The 7,755-nt window shown below is 50.2% G+C and carries 9 protein-coding genes; 4 read left to right on the forward strand and 5 right to left on the reverse strand.

Translation table 11 applies throughout. The features are described 5' to 3' along the window. A partial coding sequence (locus Q0236_RS12590) for a formate/nitrite transporter family protein (RefSeq protein ID WP_297918692.1) occupies nt 1-260 on the forward strand: 260 nt, incomplete at its 5' end. A 178-nt stretch (nt 261-438) separates the two neighbouring features. On the opposite strand, the gene Q0236_RS12595 is transcribed toward Q0236_RS12590, so the two are convergent. Then, nucleotides 439-1,077, reverse strand: coding sequence for a Crp/Fnr family transcriptional regulator (locus tag Q0236_RS12595; protein ID WP_297918695.1), 639 nt, complete (start codon nt 1,075-1,077; stop codon nt 439-441). Nucleotides 1,078-1,259: 182 nt separating this feature from the next. Between Q0236_RS12595 and Q0236_RS12600 the strand changes: the two genes are divergently transcribed. From Q0236_RS12600 to Q0236_RS12610, 3 genes are all read left to right on the forward strand, one after another. Next, nucleotides 1,260-2,180, forward strand: coding sequence for a class I SAM-dependent methyltransferase (locus Q0236_RS12600; RefSeq protein WP_297918698.1), 921 nt, complete (start codon nt 1,260-1,262; stop codon nt 2,178-2,180). Nucleotides 2,181-2,408: 228 nt separating this feature from the next. Beyond that, entirely contained in the window at nt 2,409-3,821 is a 1,413-nt protein-coding gene (locus Q0236_RS12605; RefSeq protein WP_297918701.1) for a sodium:alanine symporter family protein, read from the forward strand. Between the two features lie 146 nt (nt 3,822-3,967). Further along, on the forward strand, nt 3,968-4,654 hold the full coding sequence (locus Q0236_RS12610; RefSeq protein ID WP_297918704.1) for an MOSC domain-containing protein: 687 nt from the start codon (nt 3,968-3,970) through the stop codon (nt 4,652-4,654). A 740-nt stretch (nt 4,655-5,394) separates the two neighbouring features. Here Q0236_RS12610 and Q0236_RS12615 read toward each other — a convergent pair. The 4 genes from Q0236_RS12615 to Q0236_RS12630 form a co-directional block, all read right to left on the reverse strand. Then, nucleotides 5,395-6,411 carry a hypothetical protein gene (locus Q0236_RS12615; RefSeq protein WP_297918707.1) on the reverse strand — a complete coding sequence of 339 codons (1,017 nt, stop codon included), beginning with the start codon at nt 6,409-6,411 and terminating at the stop codon, nt 5,395-5,397. 31 nt (nt 6,412-6,442) lie between these two features. After that, nucleotides 6,443-6,658 (reverse strand): hypothetical protein, encoded by a 216-nt coding sequence (locus Q0236_RS12620; RefSeq protein WP_297918709.1) that lies wholly within the window; start codon nt 6,656-6,658, stop codon nt 6,443-6,445. Beyond that, nucleotides 6,655-7,161, reverse strand: a complete 507-nt coding sequence (locus Q0236_RS12625) for a hypothetical protein (protein ID WP_297918714.1) — start codon at nt 7,159-7,161, stop codon at nt 6,655-6,657. Before Q0236_RS12625 ends, Q0236_RS12620 begins: the two co-directional genes overlap by 4 nt. A 215-nt stretch (nt 7,162-7,376) precedes the next feature. Further along, on the reverse strand, nt 7,377-7,754 hold the full coding sequence (locus Q0236_RS12630; protein ID WP_297918717.1) for a RidA family protein: 378 nt from the start codon (nt 7,752-7,754) through the stop codon (nt 7,377-7,379). Nucleotide 7,755: the final 1 nt, after the last annotated feature.

Below are 7,755 nucleotides of genomic sequence, written 5' to 3' on the forward strand. Positions count from 1 at the left end.
GCGTTGCAAATATGTTTATCATCACCGAAGCTATCATCGCTAAAGGCCACTACATCGCCGCAAACGGCGGAGATGTGGCTGCCGCGGCTAACGCTTTGGGACACGGTATGACTGTCGAAAAACTAGAAGTACTAAACTGGGGAAATTTCATCGTTAAAAACCTAGTTCCGGTTACTATAGGTAATGCCTGCGGCGGTCTATTCTTCGTCGGTCTAGTCGGATTTATGACAAATAAATTCGATATGAAAAAGAAAGACTAAGGCGGATCGCGCTTTAAAAATGCGTGAACTAACTCTCGGCGCGAGCTTTGATTTCAAGCATTTGAAATACGGCTCGCGCCTTTTAAATTTCAAACCTTTTCAATTTCAAACTCTTTAAGTTTAGGCTATTTTTAAATTTAGATTTTAAATTTACGCCGCACCGAAGTCTGCGCTAAATTTAGACGCAGTAATCCAGAAGCTTGTTGTAATCCAAAATCAAAAACTCGTGCTGGCTGACCTTTTTAATGACATTATCCTTCACGAGCTCGTTAAATGCGGTACTGGTGCTTTGGCGTTTTAGTCCGATGAAAGATGCTAGCACTTTAAGCGAAAATGGCAAAAAGACGTATTTGAAGCCGTTTTGGTGGAAATTTTGTTCGTTTGCAAGCTCGATCAAAAAGCTTGCGATCCGCCCCTTGGCGTTTTCAAAAAGAATGGAGCGCGTGATTTTGCGCTGCATCAAAATAATATTCGTAAGTATTTTTATATAAATTTCGCAAAATTCCTTGTTTTGTAGAATTTCACCCAGACCGTCCACGTCGATCGTGTAAATTTCGCTATCTTCTAAAAATTCTAAAGCGCAAATTTCGTTTAAAATCGTGATACCGCCCTTCTGCAAATAGTTCATTATAAACTCCTCGCCGTCTTCGAAAAACGACAGCTTTGCAGAGCCGGTTTTGAAAGCAAAAACCTTCGGAGTATCGCTGTAATAAACATAGCCTTTTTTAACGACGGAGCGCTCGAATGCCGCGAGCTCTGCATCGCTAAGCGTAGCGATAGCCTCGGTTTGCAGTAATCCCAAACGCGATTTTTCCATAAAATTTTCTCCCTTAAACCGGTGATTATACAATACCAAACTTAAAGCGTCGAGAGCCGGTCTAAATTTAAAGGCTTGCTTGCGCGCATGTTTGCAAGATAGGCGATTTCGGCGCAAAAGCAAATTTTTAACTTTTACGCTATATAATAATCAATATAAATTTCGCGTCGCAGGCAAAGTCTATGATAAATAGGCTGCCGCAATCTAAAAAGCCCTTGCATGGCCGCTGCGCCGAAAGCTCGCTCGCGATAGATACGATAGAAAGGAAAGATATGCGAAAGCCAAATTTTAAAGATAGCGTTTCCGAGACGCTACTAATCAACGTCTATATGCGCCATCTGGATTTCAAAGACGCGGATCCGATCCTAAATGACCCGTTTTCAAGCGCCGTCGTAGAGCAGATCGATTATGATTTTGCAAAATTCGACGACGCATGCCTTAGCAAGACGGGCACGGTGATCCGCGCGAAATTTTTCGACGACGAGACGCTGCGGCTCGCGGCGGAGCTTGATCGCCCTATCATCGTGCAGCTCGGCGCCGGGCTCGACACCCGCCCACTTAGACTGCAAAAAGCCCTACCAAACGCCCTATTTTACGACCTCGATCTGCCCGACGTCATAGCCGTGCGCGACGCGCTGCTACCCAAGGCGGAGAATAATTTCAGCCTGCCCTGCTCGATGCTGGATCTCTCGTGGATGGACGAGCTAGCTGCAAAGCACGGCAGCACGGGCTACATCTTCATTTTAGAGGGGGTGAGTATGTATTTTGAAAAGGAGGAATTTAAAGAATTTTTTATCGCGCTTGCGCAAAAATTCCGCGGCTACGTGCTGAGCGACTTTATGAGCGAGTTTTCGGTTAGGAAATTCGACTCCAAGCGCCACGACGCGATGCGGCACATGCAAAACGCGCCCTTTAAAATGGGCATTAGCGGCGGTGCAGAGGTGCAGAGCTGGGAGCCTGAGCGTATCCGCTTCATAAAAGAGGCTGCAATGATGAAAATGTACCGCGAGCACTGGAGCCTCAAAGCGCGCCTCTTTAGCCTAATACCCGCCTTTTGTAACGCTTGCAAGATGTTCGTTTTCAAAATCGGCGGTGATGAATAGGCTTAAAAATTTCAGTTGATTGCTTTTCAAATTTCGACAGCTAAGGCGGGAATTCTAAGCTGCTTATCTGGCAAGCTGGCATGCAGAGCAAACAGCACATACCGCTTTGCTTAATGCTTGAGTAAAATTATAAAAACGCTTTAAAATTTCGCTTAAATTTACCTCGATTTATAGGAATTTAAGAGTTTTTAAAATATATTTTCGCATCTTAAATTCACGGAAAAGATCATGCAAAATTTTCTCGACAAATTCACCGCCACAATTGACGCGATCAACTCCTTTTTGTGGGGTCCGTACTTTCTAATCGCCCTACTTTGCGGCACCGGCGCATATTTTACGGCGCGCTTGCATTTAGTGCAAATTTTTAAATTTAGAACGGGCGCGCGCAAGCTTTTCGGCAACTTCTCCCTGCACGGCGAGGCTGCGGGCAAAAGCGGCATGAGCTCGTTCCAAGCCGTCGCCACGGCGATCGCGGCGCAGGTAGGCACCGGCAACCTGGTAGGCGCCAGCACCGCATTAGTGATGGGCGGACCGGGCGCGATATTTTGGATGTGGTGCGCGGCATTTTTAGGCATGGCGACGAACTTTGCAGAGATCTGCCTGGCTCAAATTTACCGCACCAAGGACGACAGCGGGCATATGATCGGAGGACCCGCGTTTTACATCAGTCGCGGACTCAAAAGCCCCTTTGCCAAGCCTTTAGCGGCATTTTTTGCGCTAGCCATCATCTTTGCTTTGGGCTTCATGGGCAATATGGTGCAAGCAAACTCCATCTCAGACGGCTTTAGCAGCGCATTTGGAATCCCGAAGTGGGCGAGCGGCGCAGCCTTAGCGCTCATCTGCTGCATCATCTTTTTCGGCGGCGTTAAAGCGATCGCGCGCGTAGCTGAAAAGGTCGTGCCACTAATGGCGATCTGCTACGTGCTGGTAGGTCTCGTCATCATCGGCTCAAATTTCGATAAAATTCCATCTGTTATCGCGCTGATATTCAAAGCCGCGTTCGATCCATCGGCTGCCTGGGGCGGCGCTACGGGCGCTACGATCGCCACCGCGATGAGATACGGCATCGCGCGCGGGCTCTTTTCAAACGAAGCGGGCATGGGCTCGACGCCGCACGCACACGCCGCGGCGAACGTCAAACACCCCGTAGATCAAGCCGTGCTCGGCATAATGGGCGTTTTCGTCGATACATTCATCGTGCTTAACATCACCGTTTTCGTCGTGCTCAGCACCGACGTAGTCACTTTCGAAAACGGCAAAGCGGTATTTTCGGGCATCTCGCTGGTGCAGGAAGCCTTCGCATCGCAAATTTTAGGTCACAGCGGCGGCTACGGCTTCGTGGCGATCTGCCTGTTTTTCTTCGCATTTACCACGATTTTGGGCTGGTATTACTTCGCCGAGATCAACGTGCGATACCTCCTGGGCGCAAAATTCGTCAAGCTCTTGCAAATTTTAGTCGTCGCATTCGTATTCATAGGGAGCGTGCAAAAGATCGACCTCGTCTGGGGGCTAGCCGATATGTTTAACGGACTGATGGTGATCCCCAACTTAATCGCGATCATCCTACTTAGCCCCGTCGTCGTGCGGCTTTTGAGCGACTTTAACGACGGCAAAAGCTACGATGCGAACGACTACAAATAATGCTGCGCGCTAAATTTCAAGCCTGAACTTGAAATTTAGCGCAAAATCGCCGCAAAATTTAGAATTTTTAAATTCTTTTCTAGCTAAAATCCGTGCCTAAATTTTATGATTTAAGGAGAACGGATGCAAATTTTAAGGAGCGAAAAATGCCCGTTTTAAAGGCATTGCTGACCGGGCAACCGCGCGCTTACGGCGACGAGCGCGCTACGCAGCCTCTAAAAAGGCGCTGGCAGACGGCGATTTTTAAGCAAGCTAGAACGGGCGAAGTGCGCGCAAACAAGCTCGGGTTCGAGGGTGACGCGGTAGCCGACACGCTGCATCACGGCGGAGAGGAGAAGGCGATTTTTGCCAACTCGCTGCAAAATTACGCCGCGTGGGAGAGATTTTTGGGACTTAAAAATCTAGCCTACGGCGCAATGGGCGAAAACCTCACGATCAGCGGACTACACGAGCAAAACGTATGCATCGGCGATGTGCACCGCATAGGCTCGCTGGTACTGCAAGTAAGCCAGCCGCGCAAGCCCTGCTACAAGCTCTCGATGCGCTGGGGCAACGCGGAGATGACGGCGGAGATCGCGCGCAGCGGACTTACCGGCTGGTACTACCGCGTGCTGGAGGCGGGCTCGTGCCGCGCGGGCGACGAGATCTACGTCGTAGAGCGCGACCCCGCTATGATGAGCGTGATGGAGCTCAACCGTCTATTTTACGGCGATCGCCTCGATGAAGGGCTGTTAGCAAAATTTAACCTACTTACGACGCTTACGCCAAAATGGCGCGAGGATATGCGCCGCAAGCTAGAAGGCAGCTACGACGACGGCTTTATGCGGCTATGAAATTTAGCCTCGAAGCGGCGTTTTAAAATAGCAAAGTAGCGCCGCGCCTTGTTGTTTTAAACCACACTCTTGGCGCGGATTTCAAAATACTTTCCAAGCCGCCGATGCTAAGTTTCAAGACACTTCTTGGCTACTAAATATCGGCTTACAAAAAATACTTTCTTGATGCGAGCTGCAAATTCAGACTAAATTCCAAAGACGAAATTTTATTTGATCCGCGCTGATCGCGCGCAAATGCGATCTATTTTCGCACTCTGTTTTGCAGTGCGACACAGGCTGCAAGCAAAATTAAAGACGCAAATTTAACCGCGCTTAGAATTTAATCTTTTATGAAATCTAAATTTAACCGCACATTCAAAGCCGCAAGCGCCACTCTTTGTAAATTTTAAAATTTAAAAGCGGTAAATTTAATCCCCTTGCTACGCAGCGATTTTTTCCAAAATCAAAAAGCGAACTTTTTTACTCGCGCAACACACTCATCTCGCATATTTAACGGCGTGGCTCTTACGCTGCAAATGAGCTTCCTTAAAGCTTTGTAACGCGCGCCAAATTAGACAGTCAGATGCTTCGCCGACCGCCTTAAAAGCTCATTTATAGCGCCTGCTGTAATTAGAATTTTGCGTAGAATTTTGCGCGGCGCGGCAACAATTACTACCTTTCTAAAGAACGTGCCGCAGCTCAAAAGTCTATTTCAGCTTTTTAAAACCGCGCGCTGTATGGCTCAAAGTCCATTCCTGCGCTCACTCCACTATCGCAATCCTCGCATCCGCGCAGGCTTTTCGCGCCTTTTTGGATATGCCGATGCCGGTCGTCTCGATCTTTTTAAGATTAATGAAGGGCGCAAGCTCCGCGGCATCGATATTTTTGATGTCGAAAAGCTCGTCCTCGCCGTCCCAATCAGGCGCGATTTGCAGGTAAATTTCATTTCCGCCGTCAAGATAGAGTTCGCTCACCTGCTCCGCCAAATTTGCGGGGACCTGATAGTCCTTAAACCACTTTTTGGCTTGCGGCAGCGCGCCGAAGTCCGCGTACGGATCGATACCGCGCTCCTCGCAGTACTCAAACACGTCAAATTTGGGCTGTAGCAGGGATTTTTCATACATCAGCTCGTTCATCACGGCGATTTTGAAATTAAAATTTTTAAACGCTAGCGTCTCGCCGGCCGCGCGCGGAAGCTTAAATTTATCGCTCGGCTTTCGCTTTACCTTTTTCTCTTTTTGATTGATGCAGACGCGCCCTATCGGCATTTTCGCAGCTCGCACGATGTCTGCGATCTCGTCGGTGTCGCGCTTAGCGAAGCGCTCGGCGAAGTCCATCGCGCCTATGCGCTCCTGCACGGCCTCCGCGAGAGCTAGCGATACTTCGAATTTGCCTAGGCTAAGCTCCAAAAATATATATGCGCCGCGCAGCTCCTGCTCTGGCACGGCCTCAAGCGGCGGCCTGCCCTCAAGCGTGAACGCGCCGCCGTAGAGCTTGCGCGGAACCTCGTGCTGCACGCCCTTTGCGACCTCAAGCATCAAAATTATCTCGGAAAGCCTCGGTTCTGCAAGCTCTCCTGCGCGCACAAAGGCAAAAATCCCCGCCTCATCCCAAAAATAGCGGCTTTTGCCCTCCCCGTCATCTATCACGCGCGGCTGACCTAGTGCTTCATTAAATTTAGCCAGATCAAACCCGCAGTTTACGCCGCCGATGAAAACACCGTCCGAGCGCACATCGACGTCAAATTTATCCTTTTTAAAAATATCAAATAGCCCCATTTATCGCTCCTGATTTTGCGTTAATTTCGTCTTAAAATTTTTCCAAAAACCCGTAAAAATCGTCCGCAAAAAGCCTATCCTCGCTCTGCGCGTAGTCGCGCACATAGACCTTGTATTCGCACGGCGCATCGTCTGCCTGCTCGCTCGCTATCTCTTTCGTCGCTCCATTTGCCGCCTCGTCTGCCATCTCGCTCATTGTCGCGCCCGCCGTTTTACATGTCGTTTCGTCCGCCGCTTCGGCATTCATATCGCGTGCCGCATCCGGCGATCTCTCCGCGCGCGCTTCGTCGTCCGATGCCCTATTTTCCGCACCGTGGATACCGTCGCGACGACCGTATCGCGCACCGTCTCGCTCGCAGCTTTGCCGCTCATACTCTCCGCCGTCTTGCCGTGCGCCGTATTGGGCGAGCCGTCCGCTATGTCGCTTGCGGGCGAAATTTTAAAATAATACTCCTCGTCCTCGAGCTGCAAAAATACGAGCTCGTCTGCGGCGAATAGGCCGTTTTTCAGATTTACTCCATACGTGTAGCAGATATCTGCGTCGGCGCTACCCGCGAACTCGGGCGGCGCGATCGTTTTTAGCTCCGTTCCCGCCGCGCTGACGCTAGCATATCTTAGCAGCATCTGCTTGTAGCTCGCAGGCAGCGCGAAACCAAGCCGCCGCTGCGCCTGCGCGATCCATGCGGGCTCTATGTCGCTGCGCCCCGCAGCCGTGATATTTTTAGATTTTTGAATAAGCTTTTCTATCATTTTGATCCCATTTTGAGCGAGAAATTTTAACGCCTTAGCACACTAAGACGCGCTGTTTGCATAGACCCGCGGACGTTTGGCGTGGCTTTTAAAATCTAAATTTAAAAGCACGCAGCTACAAAACCAAAGCAAGCCGTTTAAAATTTCAAGCGCCCGCGCATAAAATTTCGACCGCAAACGCGAACCGGCAGAATTCTAGCGATCTAAATTTAGCGCTAAGCCCTAGCCAGCGCTATCACTTCTATCTCCACAAGCGCGCCCTTGGGGAGTTTGGCGACCTGCACCGTGCTGCGAGCGGGCTTGTGCGCGCCGAACGCCGCAGCGTATATCTCGTTCACCACGGCAAAATCGCCCATATCGGCTAGGAAAATCGTCGTTTTGACGGCATCTTGCAGCGTCGCACCCGCTTCTTTTAGGATCGCGGCGAGGTTTTGCAAAACCTGCCTACTCTGCGCTTCCACGCCGCCCGCGACAAACTCGCCGTCCGGCTTAAGCGCGATCTGCCCCGAGGTAAAGATGAACCCGCCCGCCTTGATCGCCTGGGAGTACGGTCCGATGGCCTGCGCCGCATCGGGAGTCGAGATGATCTGCATA

It is taken from the genome of uncultured Campylobacter sp. (assembly GCF_938031315.1).
Classification (GTDB): Bacteria; Campylobacterota; Campylobacteria; order Campylobacterales; family Campylobacteraceae; genus Campylobacter_B.

What these genes read in the sequence shown, in the direction of transcription:
- Q0236_RS12595 (WP_297918695.1), bottom strand. Translation starts at nt 1,077, where the DNA reads ATGGAAAAATCGCGTTTGGGATTACTGCAAACCGAGGCTATCGCTACG.
- Q0236_RS12600 (WP_297918698.1), top strand. Translation starts at nt 1,260, where the DNA reads ATGATAAATAGGCTGCCGCAATCTAAAAAGCCCTTGCATGGCCGCTGC.
- Q0236_RS12605 (WP_297918701.1), top strand. Translation starts at nt 2,409, where the DNA reads ATGCAAAATTTTCTCGACAAATTCACCGCCACAATTGACGCGATCAAC.
- Q0236_RS12610 (WP_297918704.1), top strand. Translation starts at nt 3,968, where the DNA reads ATGCCCGTTTTAAAGGCATTGCTGACCGGGCAACCGCGCGCTTACGGC.
- Q0236_RS12615 (WP_297918707.1), bottom strand. Translation starts at nt 6,411, where the DNA reads ATGGGGCTATTTGATATTTTTAAAAAGGATAAATTTGACGTCGATGTG.
- Q0236_RS12620 (WP_297918709.1), bottom strand. Translation starts at nt 6,658, where the DNA reads ATGAATGCCGAAGCGGCGGACGAAACGACATGTAAAACGGCGGGCGCG.
- Q0236_RS12625 (WP_297918714.1), bottom strand. Translation starts at nt 7,161, where the DNA reads ATGATAGAAAAGCTTATTCAAAAATCTAAAAATATCACGGCTGCGGGG.
- Q0236_RS12630 (WP_297918717.1), bottom strand. Translation starts at nt 7,754, where the DNA reads ATGCAGATCATCTCGACTCCCGATGCGGCGCAGGCCATCGGACCGTAC.